We start from the raw sequence: 17,942 nt of genomic DNA on the forward strand, positions 1-17,942 counted from the left end.
AGGGTCTGTAGCTCAGGTGGTTAGAGCGCACCCCTGATAAGGGTGAGGTCGGTGGTTCAAGTCCACTCAGACCCACCACTGTTTTCCCAAACACAGTGGTTGAACACTCTTGCAATACTCGATGGGGCTATAGCTCAGCTGGGAGAGCGCCTGCCTTGCACGCAGGAGGTCAGCAGTTCGATCCTGCTTAGCTCCACCACTCTTTCAAGGTTTTTCCTTAAGAATCTTTAAAAAGTGGTTATCACTTGATAATTCACAATGCTCTTTAACAATCTGGAAAGCTGACTAGTAATTCAATCGATATGACGATTGAATCAAACTGTTTCGAAAGAAACAGAGTTCTCAAGCAATACACATTCAAGTGTCTTGTATTTTTTGTGTTCACTTTCAAAAGTGAACACAAAGTGAGTCCGGCGAAACAAATCAAACCTTGGTTGTTTACGATACAGACCCTTTGGGGTTGTATGGTTAAGTGACTAAGCGTACACGGTGGATGCCTGGGCAGTCAGAGGCGATGAAGGACGTACTAACTTGCGATAAGCGGTGATGAGGCAGTAAGAGCCACTTGAGTCACCGATTTCCGAATGGGGAAACCCAGCTGCATAAGCAGTTATCATCAGGTGAATACATAGCCTGATGAGGCGAACCGGGGGAACTGAAACATCTAAGTACCCCGAGGAAGAGAAATCAACCGAGATTCCGGCAGTAGCGGCGAGCGAAACCGGATTAGCCCTTAAGCGTTTTTTGTGTCAGGTGAAGGCTCTGGAAAGTGCCGCGATACAGGGTGACAGCCCCGTAACCGACGATACCTTAAACGTGAAAACGAGTAGGACGGGACACGTGTTATCTTGTCTGAAGATGGGGGGACCATCCTCCAAGGCTAAATACTCCTGACTGACCGATAGTGAACCAGTACCGTGAGGGAAAGGCGAAAAGAACCCCTGTGAGGGGAGTGAAATAGAACCTGAAACCGTGTACGTACAAGCAGTAGGAGCCCTTCGGGGTGACTGCGTACCTTTTGTATAATGGGTCAGCGACTTAATTTCAGTAGCAAGGTTAACCATCTAGGGGAGCCGTAGGGAAACCGAGTCTTAACTGGGCGTACAGTTGCTGGGATTAGACCCGAAACCAGGTGATCTAGCCATGGGCAGGTTGAAGGTGAGGTAACACTTACTGGAGGACCGAACCGACTAATGTTGAAAAATTAGCGGATGACTTGTGGCTAGGGGTGAAAGGCCAATCAAACCTGGAGATAGCTGGTTCTCCCCGAAAGCTATTTAGGTAGCGCCTCGGACGAATACTACTGGGGGTAGAGCACTGTTAAGGCTAGGGGGTCATCCCGACTTACCAACCCTTTGCAAACTCCGAATACCAGTAAGTACTATCCGGGAGACACACGGCGGGTGCTAACGTCCGTCGTGGAGAGGGAAACAACCCAGACCGCCAGCTAAGGTCCCAAAGTATCACTAAGTGGGAAACGATGTGGGAAGGCTCAGACAGCCAGGATGTTGGCTTAGAAGCAGCCATCATTTAAAGAAAGCGTAATAGCTCACTGGTCGAGTCGGCCTGCGCGGAAGATTTAACGGGGCTAAGTGATACACCGAAGCTGCGGCAATGCGATTTATCGTATTGGGTAGGGGAGCGTTCTGTAAGCGGCTGAAGGTGTGCTGTAAGGCATGCTGGACGTATCAGAAGTGCGAATGCTGACATGAGTAACGACAATGGGGGTGAAAAACCTCCACGCCGGAAGACCAAGGGTTCCTGTCCAACGTTAATCGGGGCAGGGTGAGTCGACCCCTAAGGCGAGGCCGAAAGGCGTAGTCGATGGGAAACGGGTTAATATTCCCGTACTGCTTACTATTGCGATGGGGGGACGGAGAAGGCTAGGTGGGCCGGGCGACGGTTGTCCCGGTTCAAGGGTGTAGGCTGATGGTTTAGGCAAATCCGGACCATCTTAAGGCTGAGACCCGATGTCGAGCCACTACGGTGGTGAAGTCATTGATGCCATGCTTCCGGGAAAAGCCTCTAAGCTTCAGATAGTAAGGAATCGTACCCCAAACCGACACAGGTGGTCGGGTAGAGAATACCAAGGCGCTTGAGAGAACTCGGGTGAAGGAACTAGGCAAAATGGTACCGTAACTTCGGGAGAAGGTACGCTGCCGGCGGTGAAGAGACTTGCTCTTGGAGCTGCTGGCAGTCGCAGATACCAGGTGGCTGCAACTGTTTATTAAAAACACAGCACTGTGCAAAATCGAAAGATGACGTATACGGTGTGACGCCTGCCCGGTGCCGGAAGGTTAATTGATGGGGTTATCTTCGGAGAAGCTCTTGATCGAAGCCCCGGTAAACGGCGGCCGTAACTATAACGGTCCTAAGGTAGCGAAATTCCTTGTCGGGTAAGTTCCGACCTGCACGAATGGCGTAATGATGGCCACGCTGTCTCCACCCGAGACTCAGTGAAATTGAAATCGCAGTGAAGATGCTGCGTCCCCGCGGCTAGACGGAAAGACCCCGTGAACCTTTACTACAGCTTGGCACTGAACATTGACCCTACATGTGTAGGATAGGTGGGAGGCTTCGAAGCAGGTACGCCAGTATCTGTGGAGCCGTCCTTGAAATACCACCCTTGTCGTGTTGATGTTCTAACGTCGCCCCGTTATCCGGGGTGCGGACAGTGCCTGGTGGGTAGTTTGACTGGGGCGGTCTCCTCCCAAAGCGTAACGGAGGAGCACGAAGGTGGGCTAATCACGGTCGGACATCGTGAGGTTAGTGCAATGGCATAAGCCCGCTTAACTGCGAGAATGACGGTTCGAGCAGGTGCGAAAGCAGGTCATAGTGATCCGGTGGTTCTGAATGGAAGGGCCATCGCTCAACGGATAAAAGGTACTCCGGGGATAACAGGCTGATACCGCCCAAGAGTTCATATCGACGGCGGTGTTTGGCACCTCGATGTCGGCTCATCACATCCTGGGGCTGAAGTCGGTCCCAAGGGTATGGCTGTTCGCCATTTAAAGTGGTACGCGAGCTGGGTTTAGAACGTCGTGAGACAGTTCGGTCCCTATCTGCCGTGGGCGCTGGATGATTGAAGGGAGTTGCTCCTAGTACGAGAGGACCGGAGTGAACGAACCGCTGGTGTTCGGGTTGTGTCGCCAGACGCATTGCCCGGTAGCTAAGTTCGGAACAGATAACCGCTGAAAGCATCTAAGCGGGAAGCTGGCCCTGAGATGAGTCATCCCTGAGACTTTAAGTCTCCTGAAGGGCTGTTCGAGACTAGAACGTTGATAGGCAGGGTGTGTAAGCGTTGTGAGGCGCTCAGCTAACCTGTACTAATTGCCCGTGAGGCTTAACCATACAACACCCAAAGGGTTTGAAGTACGGACTCCATAAGCACTTGAATGATGTGCTGAGAACACTAGTCAGATTTCCATGATTGGAAAAGATTCCGCACGCTGTAGGTAGCGTAGGAATAAAGTGCGGCAGCAAGGCAAAGGCTGAATCGAGCGAAGGCGTGTACATGAGTACATAACTGAGTGAGAAAGGGCTTTAACGCAGCGGTCGTGCTTTAGGACAAGCGGAAGATTTTCACCAAATTTTGCCTGGCGACCATAGCGCTGTGGACCCACCTGATCCCATGCCGAACTCAGACGTGAAACGCAGCAGCGCCGATGGTAGTGTGGGGTCTCCCCATGTGAGAGTAGGACATCGCCAGGCACCCTATTTAGAAATCAGAGTCACTCTGGTTTCGACCGTGTGGAGCGGTAGTTCAGTTGGTTAGAATACCGGCCTGTCACGCCGGGGGTCGCGGGTTCGAGTCCCGTCCGCTCCGCCACTTCTTAGAAGCCCCAGTCTTTCGACTGGGGCTTTTTTCATATCAGGATTGCTGAAAAGAGCTGCCCACTTGGTAGCGCAGGAAGAATCAAGGCTGACAAAGCCGCCTACGCACTGAACGAAGGCGTGTCTTGTGATGCTCACGTACTTCAGTACGCTGCGCGTCTCAGTGAATAGCCACCGACTCAGTAGACACTAATTAACCTTTCTTCATACCGCTTTTCATACGCTACTGGTGACAACTGATTATTGGAACCGTGTCTGCGTTTGACGTTGTAGAACATCTCGACATATTCGAAGATATCCATCCGCGCTTCTTCCCGAGTGGAATAGATCTTTCGCTTCACTCTTTCTCTTTTCAGTAACTGGAAAAAACTTTCAGCTACCGCATTGTCATGGCAGTTGCCCCGACGGCTCATGCTTGATTCCAGACCGTGCTGCTTTTAGAACTTATCCCAGTCATGACTTGTATACTGGCTTCCTTGATCGGAATGCACGAGTAGCTTCTCTGACGGTGAGCGTCGCCATATCGCCATCAAGAGCGCGTCCAATACCAGCTCTTTCGTTATTCTGCTTTTCATCGACCAACCAATCACTCTCCGAGAGAACAGGTCAACGACGACTGCGAGGTATAGCCAACCTTCGTGAATTTTTATATACGTGATATCGGTCACCCAAGACTGATTTGGAGCAGTCGGGTTGAACTCCCTAGCCAACTTATTCGCAACAACGACATTCTCTGTGCCCACTTTGAGCCTGGGTTTTCGATATCCTCTTTGCGACTGTAAGCCTTCTCGTTTCATCAAGCGGTGAACTTGGTTGATACCGCAACATTCACCTTCATCACGTAAATCACTGTATATTTTTCGATAGCCATAAACGCCGCCAGATTCCAGCCAGAACTGCTTGATGAGTCCGAGAAGGCATTTACGCCGTTTCTCCTGTCTGCTGTCGGGTTGCTTAAGCCAGGCATAATAACCACTTGGGTGGATGCTAAGGACTTTACACATACGTCGAACAGGCCAAACAGCCTGATTGGCTTTGATAAAGGCGTACTTCAGTCGGACTGGCTTGCGAAGTACACCGCGGCTTAATGGGATGGTCTGCTCCCCCGAACTTCTTATGCTGAATGTAGGGCTGATGAAGGAGATATATGATGACCAACTCAAACGTGTACATTTATGGTATCGACCTGGGCAAAAAATGTTTTCACATGATTGCGATGGATAAGCAGGGACACATTCTCTCCAGACAAAAGCTAACCCGAAGCCAAATGAAAAAGTTTGTCATCAATACGCCGCTGCGATTGCCGAAGCTGGTAGCCTGGCTCTATGCGCTGTGTGCCATTAAAAACTGATGAACAGCTTGCGTTGCAGGCAACACACCGAGTCCGACAGAGATTTATTACGGAACGAACAGCTGTTGTTAATCAGATGCGCGCACTTTTGTTGGAATACGGGATAACAGTACCTGTAGGACGGAAGGTATTTGAGCGAGCCCTTCCAAGTATTTTGGAAGATGCTGACAATGGATTGCCAGATTTCATGCGTGCGTTAGTTTTTCGTTTACGAGAACGCTGGCAGTACCTTGATGTTCAGATAGACGAGATGAGTGAATTATTGAAACAGGCGGCAATCGCCTCCGAACAATGCAAGTTGATAAGCACAGTACCCGGCATCGGCCCAATCGTATCAACGGCTTTGATTGCGGCTGTTGGCAGCGGAAACCAGTTCAAACGAGCAAGGGATATGTCAGCCTGGTTGGGGTTGGTACCGAAGCAATATTCGACCGGAGGAAAGTCTAACCTCGGGAGCATCAGTAAACGAGGTAACACCTACTTACGAACGCTGGTTGTCCAAGGAGCAAAAGCATTGAAAATTCACATGAATCGAGAGCAGTCTTCCCTTGGGAAGTGGATTGGCAGACTGGAGGCCTCACATCATCACCATGTGGTTCTTATTGCGCTGGCAAACAAACTCATTCGTATCTGCTGGAAGGTATTAACCTCTGGTCGAGAATATCAGGCATACCCGAGCACGGTATAAAGCATCCACTACAACAATAGCTATCCTATGTTTTGCGGAAGAAAACTGATGAAAGAAGCGTTCATCCCACATCACTGAAGCCTGGCTAAAAAAGCAGTCTATTGTGACTGAAAGCTTTATTAGGACGGTGATGTGCGGATCCCATCAAGGCCAGAGCACAAAGATTGCTCGCGAATAGGCCGGATACATTGACGCAAACGACTTCTGAAATCGAACTTCTCTTGCAATTCAGGAGCAGACCATACATTTTTTAATATGTCCCTTTCTTCGGTGACTCTTTGCAGCTCCTTTTTGAGTCGACGAATTTCGGTACTTTCATCGGACTTGGCTTGATATTGGGAGGAATCTGGGCCGTAGCGTTTAATCCACGCATAAAGGCTATGCGTGGTAGTCCCTAAACGATTGGCACATCAGCCACGCTATGACCTTTCTCAGTAACCTGTTTGACGGCTTCAACTTTGAATTCTTTTGGGTATAGCTTGCTACTCATAAGCACCTCTCTGCTAGTCATTTTGTCTAACTAAAAGGTGTCTATCAAGTTGGTGGCTATTCAGGGTGGGGATTGAGATTCTGAATGATGGAGAACAGACTCGTGGCTTCGTGTAGGTGAAACTGTATAGCCATCTGAGGGACGAAGAGAACGTCAGCAGCAGAGCGCCAACAAGCCGGCTTGGCGCATCTCTGGAGTACAAGTGAGAGAAAGAAAAGGCAGTTTAACGATAGTTGTAGAAGTAGCGCAGCCACTGTTCAGCGATAAAAATTTCGTCCTGAACAGAAAGTGCCTGAATGCCTGATGCATAACTGTGGTTTTTACTGGCGAGTTGCAGGCCAGCCAGAAGGTGTGCTGCTTCAAACAAGTAGAGAGTTGGATCGCCCATACCGGTTTTAAAGGGGGTATTGGCGGATTCGCCACCTGCAAGTAAGTAGATACTTGCACCGAGTTGATTTTTATATTCTTTGACCAGGGAATTACCGCCAATATAGGTCAGTGTGCCACTTTCAATGAGTTCAGGCAGATTCAGCTCATCATCAGCAGAAGTGACCGTCGCAATAAAAAGATTGCCCTGCCGGTTTTGCAGATGTGATGTGTGTAATGCACCATTTCCGGTGCAGCAGAAAATCAGATTACACTTTTCAAGCATGGTTTCGGTGGTGCAGACTTGTATACCATTTCTGGGCATGGCGGTAAGTTGTCTCGGATCCTGATCATGCACGTAGAGTTCATGAATGCCTTTGCCCTGCAGCGTCTTACAAACGCCTCGGCCGAGATTGCCGCTGCCAATGACCCCTACGGTTAAAAATCCGAGGTTATTCAGTTTGAGCCCGAAAGCTTCCCGCAAGATCTGATCCGTATAGTGAACAATGCATTCAGATGCTTCAAAATCTGCTGGCGTTTTGATGCTCAGATGAGCTACAGAGACCAGTGGTTTCATCAAATGCCGGTTTCGATACTTCGCAACCCCATTCGCAGTCAGTTCGGTCATACCGACACATTGCGGGCCAAAGGCTTCCAGAACGGCTTCCGCACCAGATGCAAAATATCCCCCATGATCCAGAATCAGAAAATCTTGCCCTTCACGTGTGTGTTCTCGGATGAGTTCAATGCACCGGGTGGGATCGCGTAAGGCAATCTTGTCAAATGCCGAATCGGCAATCTCGCAATTTTCAATGGATTCAATGGTGCCGAGCAGTGCGCTGTTATTACAGAAAGTGGCTTGTTTCGGGATGAATACGACGCGGTTAGCCAACTGACAGAGCACGTTCAGGTAAGGTAGTGACCCTTCGTAACAATGCATGACTGAGAAAACGATGAGGTTTTCTGGCAGCGTATATTCCTTTGCAATCTGCTCAAGAAACCGAAAGCCTTTTTCAGCATAAAAAGCCGAATAGTAGCTATGTGTCAAAGTATGCGTCGACGTCATATGGACCTGCTATTTGAATAATGCCAGCAACGCTTGATAGAGCGGCTCCTGCTGCCGGCTTTGTTTACAACATAGCCCCAGGGTTAAGGGCTCAACCGCTGCGGTAGGCAGCTTTTGTATTTGGTCTCGCATTGGGCTGTTCTCTATCACAATATCTGGCGCAATCCCTATGCCACATCCCAATGCCACCATACTAACAATAGCTTCGTGCCCAGCAACCTGAGCATAAATGTTAGGCTTAATTTTATGTGATTTCATCCACTTGTCAGCGTTTTCTCTGGCTTTTCCATGCTCGGGAAGGATAAAAGGTAGTTGATTCCATTGAATTTCTTGGCTCAGCAGTGATTGTAATCCAGCTGGGGCAATCAAAGGGCTGATGACGGATATTGAGACATCGCCCAAATGGATAAAAGTCAGTTTGCTGGAAACATTATCCGGTAAAGCCGTGATGGCAAAGTCGGCTTCACCCTGCAGGACTTTATCAACGGCCTGCGCCGGATCGCCTGTCACCAGTTGAATTTCGACTTGGGGATAATGCTGCCTAAATTGATTGAGTACATGCGGCAGATGGCTGTAGCTGGCGGTGACGGAGCAAAACAGCGTCAGCTTGCCCTTCAGCATCTGATCCTGTTCAGATAGCTCTTGCTGTAATTGTTGCCACTCTGCCACGATACGGCTGGCGACAGGCAAAAGCTTTCGGCCTGCGGTTGTGAGCTCGACACTGCGGTTATCCCGTACAAACAGAGGTTGGGTAACCTCTTGTTCTAATCGTTGGATTTGCCGACTCAATGCCGATGGACTGATATGCATTTTCAGGGCCGTCTGGCTAAAGTTCTTGCTATTACAGAGATGAAGAAACAACTGGAGTGATTTAATGTTCATGGTTCGCGTTGCACTTTTTGCAATGTGATGTTGTGAATATATCACTTTGGACAACATAAAGCCTGATCTACTATCAGGTTATTCGGCAATGACGTGCCGACCAAGGATCAGAATTCACGGAGTAATTTGTTATGGCTAACTATTTCAATACCTTAAATTTGCGTCAGCAATTAGATCAACTGGGCCGCTGCCGTTTCATGGATCGCAGCGAGTTCGCCAACGAAGCCGATTACCTGAAAGGGAAGAAGGTCGTGATTGTTGGCTGTGGTGCTCAGGGTCTGAATCAGGGCCTGAACATGCGTGATTCTGGTCTGAATGTCTCGTACGCACTGCGTCAGGCTGCGATTGATGAGCAGCGTGCATCATTCCGTAATGCAAAAGACAATGGTTTTGAAGTGGGAAGCTACGAACAGCTGATCCCACAGGCTGATCTGGTGGTCAACCTGACTCCAGACAAGCAACATACGGATGTTGTGACCACAGTCATGCCTCTGATGAAGCAAGGGGCTGCACTGGGTTACTCCCACGGTTTCAATATTGTGGAAGAAGGCATGCAGATCCGTCCGGATATCACCGTTGTCATGGTTGCACCGAAATGTCCGGGGACTGAAGTCCGTGAAGAATACAAGCGTGGTTTTGGTGTGCCAACCCTGATCGCTGTTCACCCGGAAAATGATCCGCAGGGCGAAGGCCTGGAAATTGCGAAAGCCTGGGCGGCTGCGACCGGCGGCCACCGTGCTGGTGTACTGGAGTCCTCCTTTGTTGCGGAAGTGAAATCAGATCTGATGGGCGAGCAAACCATTCTGTGCGGTATGCTGCAGGCTGGCTCCATCGTCTGTTACGAAAAGATGGTTGCGGAAGGTGTTGAACCAGGCTATGCCGGTAAACTGCTGCAGTTCGGCTGGGAAACCATCACAGAAGCACTGAAGTTCGGTGGCATTACACATATGATGGACCGTCTGTCGAACCCGGCAAAAATTAAAGCATTTGAACTGTCTGAAGAATTGAAAGATCTGATGCGCCCGCTTTACAACAAGCATATGGACGACATTATCACGGGTGAGTTTTCTGGCAACATGATGGCGGACTGGGCCAATGATGACGCGAACCTGCTGGGCTGGCGTGCGGAAACGGCAGAAACCGCCTTTGAAAACTATCCGCAGTCCGATGCGAAAATCAGCGAGCAGGAATACTTCGACAACGGCATCCTGATGATTGCGATGGTTCGTGCCGGGGTTGAACTGGCTTTCGAAGCGATGACGGCGTCCGGCATCATCGAAGAGTCGGCATACTATGAATCCCTGCATGAATTGCCGCTGATTGCCAATACCGTAGCCCGTAAGCGTCTGTATGAGATGAACGTGGTGATTTCGGATACGGCTGAGTACGGTAACTATCTGTTCGCCAATGTGGCCACACCCTTGCTGCGTGAGAAGTTCATGCCGAAAGTGGGCACCGATGTGATTGGTAAAGGCTTGCCAGCGTCCAGCAATCAGGTGGATAACCAGCAACTGATTGATGTCAATGAAGCACTGCGTAACCACCCGGTTGAGCAGATTGGTCAGGAATTGCGTGGCTACATGACTGACATGAAGCGTATCGCTGTCGGCGACTGATACAAATTTTTATTCCTTCCTGGTTATGAAAAGCCCGGCATCAACAGCCGGGCTTTCTTTCGTCTGAAGTGAATGATGTCTTATTCAGCTTTGTCGTTGAGCAGTGCTTCTAACTGCGCGACTTTCTGTTCCAGTTCATTCAGTTTCTGACGGGTGCGCAGCAGCACCTGAGTCTGCACGTCAAACTCTTCGCGGTTCACGACATCCAGCTTGCTGAGTTGCGCCTGAATGCTTTGACGCATCTTTTGTTCAACATCCTGACCAAGTGCTTTGACCGGCTGCGGCATCGCATCCTGAATTTGCTTGGCGACCTGCTCAAGTTTTTTTGGATCAAACATACGCGGATTTAACTCCATGAAGGTATTGTGATACTTGACGTTAGTGTACACCAATTCACCTGACCGCAGGCAGGAAAGCTTGGGATCCGCATCGGGTTGGTTTGATTTTGGATGACTGAATCTGACAGATAGAAAAAAGGCCGCTGAACGCGGCCTGAAGGTTAAAAGAGGGAAAGATGGTTGCTGTTTAACTTTCCCGGGCTTTTAAAGCAAGTCTTGCTTCGTCAGCCCGTTTTAACTTTTCCAGATCTTTGTCCTCGACGAAGACCGGCAGTGGTTTGTGTGTACTTGCCAGATAGGTATAAATCACAGGCAGGACAAACAGGGTAAACAGCGTCCCGATAGCCAGACCGGCCACGATAACGATACCGATACTGAAGCGCTGAGCGGCGCCAGCACCCGTGGCGTACAGCAGCGGGATCAGGCCGGCAATCATGGCGGCGGTGGTCATCAGAATCGGTCGCAGACGAACCTTGGCGGCTTCCATCACGGCAGACATTTTGTCTTTCTGATGGTTGAGCTGCTCTTCCTTCGCCACTTCACAAATCAGAATCCCGTGCTTGGTGATGAGACCAATCAGCGTGATCAGACCGACCTGCGAGTAGATGTTCATGGATGCTGCACCCCAGGCCAGCGCAATCAAGGCGCCACAGATAGCCAGCGGGACGGACACCATAATGACCATCGGATCACGCAGGGATTCGAACTGAATCGCCAGGACCAGGAAGATAACCGCCAGAGCCAGACCGAAGGTTGCAAACAGCGCGTTTCCTTCTGTCACGAACTGGCGGGCTTCACCCATAAAGTCATACTGATAACCCGAAGGCAGGTTGCTGGCGGCTTCAGTTTTGAACCACTCGATGGCATCACCCATAGCTGTACCTGGCATCGGAACCACACCGATGGTTGCCGAGTTCAACTGATTGAAGTGCGGCAGGGCGCGCGGCTCTGCGACGACATCAATGGTGATCAGGCTTCCCAGAGGAATTGAATGACCATCTGCAGCACGCACATAGTAAGTATTCAGCGACTCTGGGTTCAGACGATATTTACGCTCGACCTGAGGAATCACTTCGTACGAACGGCCATTGAGGTCGATCCGGTTGACGTAACCATCGGCCATCATGGTACTCAGAGTGATCCCGATATCCTGCATGGTGACGCCATAAGCACCGGCTTTGTCTTTGTCGATGCTGATCTTCATAGTGGCTGAGTCGAAGTTCAGATCCAGGTTTGAATAAACAAACATTGGATTCTTGGTCACATCTTCCAGCACAGAGCCCGCTACCTGGAACAGACTTTCAAAGTTGTTCGGTGTGGTGATGACGAACTGAATTGGCAGGCCTGAACCCGCGCCTGGCAGTTCCGGCATCTGGAAGGCCGTTACAGCCATTCCCGGAACGTCATTCACCAGTTTGGTGATCCGACCGACAACTTCTGCCTGACTGGCTTCACGCTGACTCCATGGCACCATGGAGGCGATACCAAAGGCCTGGTTGGACTGTGGTACACCAGAGAAAACCTGCGCAAAAGCGACTTCAGGCTGATCACTCAGCATCTGATTCACTTCACTCATGGTGTTTTCGATGTAGTCCAGGTTGGCCGTGGATGGTGCGGTACCCATCATCATCAGCACCCCTTTATCTTCCGCAGGGGCCAGCTCACTCGGAATGAACTTGAACAGCACGGGCAGCATGGCGAAGACGATGACGGCAAAGACAATGACCGCAGGGCGTGACTTCATGACACCGCCCAGCATTTTTTCATAACCGTTTGTCATGCGATCCAGCATGCTGTGGACAGTGTCCTCAAAGCGGTTCGGCTTGTCGTGCGGCTTCAGAATCTTCGAGCACATCATCGGCGACAGGGTCAGTGCGATGATGCCCGAGATGAAGACCGAACCGGCCAGCGTCAGCGCGAACTCTTTGAACAGTGAGCCGGTGATCCCGCCCATCAGCGCGATAGGGGCATACACTGCACCCAGGGTCAGCGTCATCGCAATGACTGGCACCGCAATTTCCCGTGTCCCGATAATCGCGGCACGAAACGGGGATTCGCCCAACTTGATATGACGGTCTACGTTCTCCAGAACCACGATGGCATCATCGACGACCAGACCGATAGCCAGAACCATCGCCAGCAGCGTCATCAGGTTCCAGGAGAATCCGAAACCCTGCATTAGCATCGCCACACCAATCAGCGACAGCGGAATGGTGATAATTGGGATGAGTACGGCACGGAAGGAACCCAGGAACAGCGTGATCACCACAAGAACAATCAGCGCTGCTTCACCAATGGTCTTGATAACTTCCTGAATCGACTCATTGATCGCAACCGTTGAGTCATACAGTACGTTCATCTTGATGTTGCTTGGCATGTTGCGCTGAATATCAGGCAGCAGTTCCAGTACATCGGCAGCAATGTTGATCGGGTTCGCGCTTGGTGCGGCGTTCACGGCAGCAACGACAGCTTCCTGACCGTTAGCGGTCGCACGATAGACATCATGGCTTTTCGCCAGTGTGACTTTGGCAATATCACCCAATCGGATGACCTGACCTTTCTGCGTGGAAACCACCAGTTTTTTCAGTTCGTCGGTTGTTTTGACCTGAGTGTCTGCCGTGCCGTTATAGAGCACAAACTCACTGTTGGCCTGACCGGTCGCAGACTGGTAGTTGTTCGCATTCAGTACGGTCATCACATCGGTCGCGGTCAGGTTGTATGCCGCCATCTTAGCTGGGTCCAGCCAGACACGCAGGGCATACTTCATCCCGCCGTAGAGGTCGATTTTGGAAACACCATTGACCGTAAAGAGTTGCGGATTGAATACGCGCTCCAGGTAGTCGGTGATTTGACTCGAGCTGAGTTCATCACTGGTGAAACCAATGTACATTACAGCCGTTGTCGAACCGGTTGACATGGTGACTGTCGGGTCTTCTGCTTCCCTTGGCAGCTGAGAACGCACCGAGTTGGTTTTGGCGAGAATATCCGCCAGCGCCGCATTCGGGTCGGTGTTCAGCTTCATGGTGACGGTAATGGTTGATGAACCCAGCACCGAGGAAGATGTCATATAGTCGATATTATCGGCCTGAGCGATGGCCTGCTCCAGTGGCTGTGTGATAAAGCCCTGAATCAGATCGGCACTGGCCCCGTAATAGCTTGTGGTGACGGTCACCACAGTATTGGTCATTTCGGGATATTCCCGGACCTGCATTTTGAAAATGGCCTGGAAACCGAGCAGGGCAATCAGAATACTGATTGAGACTGCCAGAACCGGCCTTTTTATAAATATGTCAGTAAAGCGCATTGAACCTCCGAATTAAAGCATCGGTGTTTTAGCCGGGGTTTTCAGGGCATCGTTTTCGACAATGCGGATTTTGACGTCGTTACTCAGGCGAACCTGTCCGGTCGTGACCACCTGATCGCCAACTGTCACACCATCCAGCACATGGATGAGATCACGCTTGCGTTCACCGGTTTTCACCACCGACTGGCGGACGCGCATGTCGCCTTTGTCGTCTTGATAAACGACGTAGACGTTATCGCCATACAGGGTGTAGGTGATGGCATGCTGAGGCAGCACAACCTGATTTTCCTGGGTTGGCAGAATAATGTGTGCACGGGCAAACATACCGCTGCGCAGACGACCTTCATTGTTCGGAATATCAGCCTGAACCTGAACCAGGCCACTCTGATAGTTCACCGCAGGTTCAATTGCACTGATCTTGCCCTGGAAATTCGCTTCCGGGTAAGCATCCACAGCAATTTCGACTTCCTGGCCGATATGAATATCAGACAGATCGGTTTGCGGGATGGTAAAACGCAGCTTCATCAGCGAGGTATCTTCCAGACGCACAATATCTGTGCCCGGCTGGATGTACTGACCCAGGAAAACATTTCGCAGACCTACATCGCCCGAGAAAGGTGCTTTGATGATTCGGCGGTCGATGGTGGCTTTCAGGCTTTCAATATCTGCAGACAGGGAGAAGTAGCTCGCCTGTGCGTCATCAAAAGCTTCTTTCGAAATGGAGCCTTTCTTGTACAGATCCTGATAGCGGATGTATTTGGCTTTAGCGGCCGGCAATCTGGCTTGTGAGCTCTTCAGGTTGGCTTCTTCAACATCAGAATCCAGTGTGACCAGGCGTTGCCCGCTTTTCACAGAGATCCCGGAGTCAAAATCAATGGATTTGATAACGCCAGAGACTTCTGTGGTGACCGTGACACCTTGGTTCGGTTCGATGAAACCGATGGCCTCAATGGCTGGGATCCAGTTGGTTGCCTTCACGTCCACAACTGTCACCGGATAGTCCGGTTCAGGCATGTTGGCGAATGCTTCCATTTTTTCTGAAATTTCAAAATATTTGGATGTAAATAGCGTACCAAAGAGTACGGCAACGATGACGAGCATGATGAGCCATGCTACCCATTTTTTCATTATCTTTGCTCCGGAGTCTGAGTTAATGCGAAATCAATGTGTAATTAGGGCGTCCCAGCAAGCGTTGATGGCAGCATCCCGCGCTTCGTCACTTACTGTAAAAATACCGGTCAGATGTTTACGTGCCAGCGCAGCGCTGGGCTCCAAACTGAGCGCGGCGAGTATCTCGTTGTCTAAAGGCTTAAACAGCCCCTGAGCTTTACCTTCGTCAAACATCCTGTGAACTGGGGCAAAGAGCGTTTTCTCTAACGCGATCTTGTACTGTTTCCCGCGATGCGGCATGTTCTCAAACTGGCCCCGGTTGATCAGCGGCGCTTCACCGTCGGTGGCCATATTCCAGATGTTCAGCCACATGGTACGAAACCGCACTTCCAGTGGCATGAGATCCGAAATATTCTGAGTGATTTTTCGGGCGACAATGGTCAGTATATGATCGTGAAGCTGATACAGCAGATCATCTTTGTCGGTGAAGTACCGGTAGATGGTGCCTGTTGCGACCTTGGCTTCTTTGGCGACCATATTCATCGAGAGGCCGTGAAATCCATGTTTTGCCAGCAATTCTTCGGTTGCCTGCAAGATACGTTCTTTTTTATCAGTCATTGCTGCTCACATAGTGAATGAACGTTCATTCATTATTGATGATGCTTAATTATTACGCAACTTATCTGTTACCTATTTTGGGCTCAAAAACGCAGAGATTGTCTGAAATAGACACGAGACGAGATCAGGTTACAATGCGGCAGCTGAATCAATCATGACTCAAAGGGCAAAACCATGAAACTCAACCCCAGACAGAATGAAGCGGTTCGCTACGTTGCCGGACCTTGTTTGGTTCTGGCCGGTGCCGGGTCGGGCAAAACGCGGGTGATCACCAATAAAATTGCGTATTTAGTCCAGCAATGTGGCTACAAAGCCCGCAACATTGCCGCCCTCACCTTTACCAATAAAGCGGCACGTGAAATGAAGGAGCGGGTCGGGCAGACCTTGGGCCGTCAGGAATCCAAGGGACTCATGGTGTCCACCTTTCATACCCTGGGGTTGAATATTATTCGCCGGGAATATAAATCGCTGGGCCTGAAAGCGAGCTTTTCCCTGTTTGATGATCAGGACCAGATGGCGTTGCTCAAAGAGCTGACGGAAAAGCAGATCGACGGTGATAAAGATTTGCTGAAAATGTTGCTCTCAGCGATTTCCAACTGGAAGAACGACATGAAATCACCTGAGGTTGCCAAAGCAGAAGCCCAGGGCGAGCGTGACCAGTTGTTCGCCCACTGCTATGACCTGTATCAGCGGCAGATGAAGGCTTACAACGCCCTTGATTTTGATGACCTGATTCTGATGCCGGTTTTACTGTTGCGGGATAATGATGAAGTCCGCCAGCGCTGGCAGAATAAAATCCGTTATCTGCTGGTGGATGAATACCAGGATACCAACACCAGTCAGTATGTGTTTGTGAAGTTGCTGGTCGGGGAGCGTTCCAAATTTACCGTGGTCGGCGACGACGATCAGTCGATTTATTCCTGGCGCGGCGCGCAGCCGGAAAACCTGGTGCTGCTCAATAAAGACTTTCCGACCCTGAAAGTGATCAAGCTGGAACAGAATTATCGTTCGACCAGCCGGATCCTGCGCACGGCCAATATTCTGATCGCCAATAATCCGCATGTATTCGAGAAAACCCTGTTCTCGGAGATCCCGGACGGCGACATGCTGAAGGTGATCACGGCAAAAAATGAAGAGCACGAAGCCGAGAAAGTCGTTGGAGAGCTGATCGCCCATCGTTTTCTCAACAATACTGATTATAAAGATTACGCCATTCTGTACCGGGGAAATCACCAGTCCCGGCTGTTTGAAAAAGCACTGATGCAAAACCGGATCCCTTACAAAATTTCCGGTGGCACCTCATTTTTCTCTCGTGCTGAAATCAAAGACATCATGGCGTATCTGCGTTTGCTGACCAATCTGGACGATGACAATGCCTTTTTGCGGATTGTGAACACCCCCAGACGGGAAATAGGTCCGGTTACGCTGGAAAAATTGGGTACCTATGCCAACATGCGCGGAAAAAGCCTGTTTGAAGCCAGTTTTGAACTGGGACTGGAGCAACACCTGGCTGGACGCGGACTGGACAATCTGCGTCAGTTTACCCGCTGGGTGGTGGAATTGTCGGATAATGTCGAGCGCGGGGATGCGGTCGCCGCTGTACGTCAGATGATCCGGGATATCCATTATGAAGACTGGCTGTTCGAAACGTCTGCCAGCCCGAAAGCGGCTGAAATGCGGATGAAGAACGTGTCAGATCTCTACAGCTGGATTACGGCTGATCTGGAAGGCGACAACTATGATAATGAGGTGCGAACACTCAAAGAAGTGGTGCAGCGCATGACCTTGCGCGACATGATGGAGCGTGGTGAAGAGGACGATGATGCCGATCAGGTCCAGCTCATGACGTTGCATGCATCCAAAGGTCTCGAATTCCCTTATGTTTATCTGGTGGGTACCGAGGAAGGGATCCTGCCGCATCAGTCCAGTATTGATGAAGATAATGTGGAGGAAGAGCGTCGTCTGGCCTACGTGGGGATCACCCGGGCTCAGAAAGTGCTGACTTTCACTTTATGTAAAGAGCGGCGCCAGTACGGGGAGCTGCTCAAACCGGAGCCCAGCCGTTTTCTGTATGAATTGCCCCAGGATGATCTGGACTGGGAAACGGAACGTAAACCAGTGTCGGCAGAAGAGCGGATGCAGCGGGGACAAGCGCATATCGCGAATCTCCGGTCGATGTTCAATAAGAACAAGTAACGGCTGACGCTTGGTATGTCGGATGCAATAAAAAAGGTTAGCGAAAGCTAACCTTTTTTATACGACAGGCCGAATCCTAAAAA

At 50.4% G+C, this 17,942-nt stretch carries 10 protein-coding genes, 3 tRNA genes, 2 rRNA genes and 2 pseudogenes; 9 read left to right on the forward strand and 8 right to left on the reverse strand.

The window, feature by feature from the left end; all coding sequences use genetic code 11:
• Nucleotide 1: 1 nt before the first annotated feature.
• From KDD30_RS16215 to KDD30_RS16235, 5 genes are all read left to right on the forward strand, one after another.
• Nucleotides 2-78, forward strand: a tRNA-Ile gene (locus KDD30_RS16215).
• A gap of 45 nt (nt 79-123) precedes the next feature.
• A tRNA-Ala gene (locus KDD30_RS16220) sits at nt 124-199 on the forward strand.
• Nucleotides 200-466: 267 nt separating this feature from the next.
• Nucleotides 467-3,351 (forward strand): 23S ribosomal RNA (locus KDD30_RS16225).
• Nucleotides 3,352-3,595: 244 nt separating this feature from the next.
• Nucleotides 3,596-3,711: ribosomal RNA gene (gene rrf / locus KDD30_RS16230) — 5S ribosomal RNA — on the forward strand.
• 41 nt (nt 3,712-3,752) lie between these two features.
• Nucleotides 3,753-3,829: transfer RNA gene (locus KDD30_RS16235), tRNA-Asp, on the forward strand.
• A gap of 184 nt (nt 3,830-4,013) precedes the next feature.
• Here the strand turns inward: KDD30_RS16235 and KDD30_RS16240 are convergent.
• Nucleotides 4,014-4,919 (reverse strand): annotated as a pseudogene (locus KDD30_RS16240) (IS3 family transposase); the annotation flags it as partial.
• Nucleotides 4,920-4,981: 62 nt separating this feature from the next.
• On the opposite strand from KDD30_RS16240, the gene KDD30_RS16245 reads away from it, so the two are divergent.
• Nucleotides 4,982-5,185 carry a hypothetical protein gene (locus KDD30_RS16245; RefSeq protein ID WP_211646748.1) on the forward strand — a complete coding sequence of 68 codons (204 nt, stop codon included), beginning with the start codon at nt 4,982-4,984 and terminating at the stop codon, nt 5,183-5,185.
• Nucleotides 5,169-5,873, forward strand: coding sequence for an IS110 family transposase (locus tag KDD30_RS16250; protein WP_211646749.1), 705 nt, complete (start codon nt 5,169-5,171; stop codon nt 5,871-5,873). Before KDD30_RS16245 ends, KDD30_RS16250 begins: the two co-directional genes overlap by 17 nt.
• A 248-nt stretch (nt 5,874-6,121) precedes the next feature.
• Here KDD30_RS16250 and KDD30_RS16255 read toward each other — a convergent pair.
• The 3 genes and pseudogenes from KDD30_RS16255 to ilvY form a co-directional block, all read right to left on the reverse strand.
• A pseudogene (locus KDD30_RS16255) lies at nt 6,122-6,363 on the reverse strand (transposase); the annotation flags it as partial.
• Nucleotides 6,364-6,586: 223 nt separating this feature from the next.
• Nucleotides 6,587-7,795, reverse strand: a complete 1,209-nt coding sequence (locus tag KDD30_RS16260; protein ID WP_211646750.1) for an NAD(P)-dependent oxidoreductase — start codon at nt 7,793-7,795, stop codon at nt 6,587-6,589.
• 9 nt (nt 7,796-7,804) lie between these two features.
• Nucleotides 7,805-8,677, reverse strand: coding sequence for an HTH-type transcriptional activator IlvY (gene ilvY, locus KDD30_RS16265; RefSeq protein WP_211646751.1), 873 nt, complete (start codon nt 8,675-8,677; stop codon nt 7,805-7,807).
• A gap of 131 nt (nt 8,678-8,808) precedes the next feature.
• Here ilvY and ilvC point away from each other — a divergent pair, with 131 nt between their 5' ends.
• On the forward strand, nt 8,809-10,293 hold the full coding sequence (gene ilvC / locus KDD30_RS16270; RefSeq protein WP_211646752.1) for a ketol-acid reductoisomerase: 1,485 nt from the start codon (nt 8,809-8,811) through the stop codon (nt 10,291-10,293).
• 80 nt (nt 10,294-10,373) lie between these two features.
• Here the strand turns inward: ilvC and KDD30_RS16275 are convergent, their stop codons facing one another.
• The 4 genes from KDD30_RS16275 to KDD30_RS16290 form a co-directional block, all read right to left on the reverse strand.
• Nucleotides 10,374-10,631: an accessory factor UbiK family protein gene (locus tag KDD30_RS16275; protein WP_211650117.1), complete on the reverse strand. Its 258-nt coding sequence runs from the start codon at nt 10,629-10,631 to the stop codon at nt 10,374-10,376.
• A gap of 187 nt (nt 10,632-10,818) precedes the next feature.
• Complete coding sequence (locus KDD30_RS16280) at nt 10,819-13,935, reverse strand: multidrug efflux RND transporter permease subunit (protein WP_211646753.1); 3,117 nt, start codon at nt 13,933-13,935, stop codon at nt 10,819-10,821.
• 12 nt (nt 13,936-13,947) lie between these two features.
• The gene (locus KDD30_RS16285) at nt 13,948-15,063 is read right to left on the reverse strand and encodes an efflux RND transporter periplasmic adaptor subunit (protein WP_211646754.1); all 1,116 of its coding nucleotides are present in this window, start codon (nt 15,061-15,063) and stop codon (nt 13,948-13,950) included.
• Nucleotides 15,064-15,096: 33 nt separating this feature from the next.
• The gene (locus tag KDD30_RS16290; RefSeq protein ID WP_211646755.1) at nt 15,097-15,663 is read right to left on the reverse strand and encodes a TetR/AcrR family transcriptional regulator; all 567 of its coding nucleotides are present in this window, start codon (nt 15,661-15,663) and stop codon (nt 15,097-15,099) included.
• Between the two features lie 174 nt (nt 15,664-15,837).
• Here KDD30_RS16290 and rep point away from each other — a divergent pair, with 174 nt between their 5' ends.
• On the forward strand, nt 15,838-17,859 hold the full coding sequence (gene rep / locus KDD30_RS16295; protein WP_211646756.1) for a DNA helicase Rep: 2,022 nt from the start codon (nt 15,838-15,840) through the stop codon (nt 17,857-17,859).
• Nucleotides 17,860-17,942 lie beyond the last annotated feature (83 nt).

The organism is Photobacterium sp. GJ3 (assembly GCF_018199995.1).
GTDB lineage: Bacteria > Pseudomonadota > Gammaproteobacteria > Enterobacterales > Vibrionaceae > Photobacterium.

Coding starts and splice junctions, on each gene's coding strand:
- ilvY (WP_211646751.1), bottom strand. CDS start 8,677: ATGAACATTAAATCACTCCAGTTGTTTCTTCATCTCTGTAATAGCAAG.
- KDD30_RS16280 (WP_211646753.1), bottom strand. CDS start 13,935: ATGCGCTTTACTGACATATTTATAAAAAGGCCGGTTCTGGCAGTCTCA.
- KDD30_RS16285 (WP_211646754.1), bottom strand. CDS start 15,063: ATGAAAAAATGGGTAGCATGGCTCATCATGCTCGTCATCGTTGCCGTA.
- ilvC (WP_211646752.1), top strand. CDS start 8,809: ATGGCTAACTATTTCAATACCTTAAATTTGCGTCAGCAATTAGATCAA.
- KDD30_RS16260 (WP_211646750.1), bottom strand. CDS start 7,795: ATGACGTCGACGCATACTTTGACACATAGCTACTATTCGGCTTTTTAT.
- KDD30_RS16245 (WP_211646748.1), top strand. CDS start 4,982: ATGATGACCAACTCAAACGTGTACATTTATGGTATCGACCTGGGCAAA.
- rep (WP_211646756.1), top strand. CDS start 15,838: ATGAAACTCAACCCCAGACAGAATGAAGCGGTTCGCTACGTTGCCGGA.
- KDD30_RS16275 (WP_211650117.1), bottom strand. CDS start 10,631: ATGTTTGATCCAAAAAAACTTGAGCAGGTCGCCAAGCAAATTCAGGAT.
- KDD30_RS16290 (WP_211646755.1), bottom strand. CDS start 15,663: ATGACTGATAAAAAAGAACGTATCTTGCAGGCAACCGAAGAATTGCTG.